General features: G+C 68.2%; 2 protein-coding genes. Both read left to right on the forward strand.

Translation table 11 applies throughout. The annotated features are described in order from the left end of the window. The first annotated feature begins 265 nt into the window (after positions 1–265). Positions 266–445 (forward strand): hypothetical protein, encoded by a 180-nt coding sequence (locus KOI35_RS46950; RefSeq protein WP_215796320.1) that lies wholly within the window; start codon positions 266–268, stop codon positions 443–445. A 169-nt stretch (positions 446–614) separates the two neighbouring features. Next, a complete protein-coding gene (locus KOI35_RS46955) occupies positions 615–1,085 on the forward strand; it encodes a glutathione peroxidase (protein WP_215796321.1) in 471 nt (156 codons plus the stop codon). Positions 1,086–1,302 lie beyond the last annotated feature (217 nt).

The following is a 1,302-nucleotide window of genomic DNA, read 5'->3' on the forward strand; positions in this document are numbered from 1 at the left end:
CGCAGTTGAGCGACATGAGCGATGCGCGCAGTTGAGCGGCTGCACGTAGTTGAGCGTTGCGCGCAGTTGAGCGACATGAGCGATGCGCGCAGTTGAGCGGCTGCACGTAGTTGAGCGTTGCGCGCAGGCTGACCGACGCGCGCAGTTGAGCGTGTGCACCTGAGCGGACGGGCTGCCCCGGAAGGGGCGGCCCGTCCCCATGCTTAGGTCGCTCTTGGGTGGGTATGCCTAAAACGAACAGATCCGTCTCGCTGAGGAGGCTGACATGACTGTTCGTGAACCGAGCGCCCAGCCCGACATCGAGCATCCGATCGACCTGACCGACCTGCCCGAGCGCGGACAGCGGCCCCAACCGGCACGCACTCCCGAGCATCATCCGGACGACTCCGGTCTGCCCGGCGACATGCCCGGTCCGCAGGGCCCCGACTCGCCGCGCCGCGAGTAGCCGCCCGGGGGCGAACGACGTTCCACCATCCGACCTAACGCAGCCGACGCCCGAGTTGGTGGCGGCCCGCGCCGTAATGGCGGGCGGCCACCCTCGCGGACGGCTCACCCCGGTCGGATGTAGCGTTTGCCAGGCCTGAATTGTCGAGATCATCAGGAGCGGACCAGCGATGACGGCGATCCAAGAGATTCCGCTGACGACCATCACCGGCGGCAGCAGCACGCTCGGCGACTACGCGGGGCAGGTGCTGCTCGTCGTGAACGTCGCGTCGAAATGCGGGCTCACGCCGCAGTACGAGGGCCTCGAGAAGCTCCACGAGCGGCTGCGTGACCAGGGCTTCTCCGTGCTGGGTTTCCCGGCCAACGACTTCGCGGGCCAGGAGCCGGGCACCGACGAGGAGATCGCCGAGTTCTGCTCGAGCACATTCGGGGTGCAGTTCCCGATGTTCTCCAAGATCACGGTGCTGGGACCGGAGCGCCACGCGCTCTACGACGCCTTGGCCGGTGACCAGGACGTGCAGTGGAACTTCGAGAAATTCCTGATCTCCCGTACGGGCGAGGTCGTGGGCCGGTTCGCCCCCAGCGTCACGCCGGACGATCCCGAACTGACAGCCGCGATCGAGCGCGAACTCGCCGCTTAGCCAGGTCCCTCAACCGCACCGACTCGCTGGCTGCGCGCGTCGGAACCAGCTTGTCGACCGTGTCGCGCAGGCGGTCATCCCGGGCAACGCGGGGCGCAGCCTGTCGCGCGGATCGGAATGCCGGTTGCCCGCCGTGGGGCGCAGCCTGTCGCGCGGATCGGAATGCCGGTTGCCCGCCGTGGGGCGCAGCCTGTCGCGCGGATCGGAATGCCGGTTG

It is taken from the genome of Paractinoplanes bogorensis (genome assembly GCF_018829635.1).
Classification (GTDB): domain Bacteria; phylum Actinomycetota; class Actinomycetes; order Mycobacteriales; family Micromonosporaceae; genus Actinoplanes; species Actinoplanes bogorensis.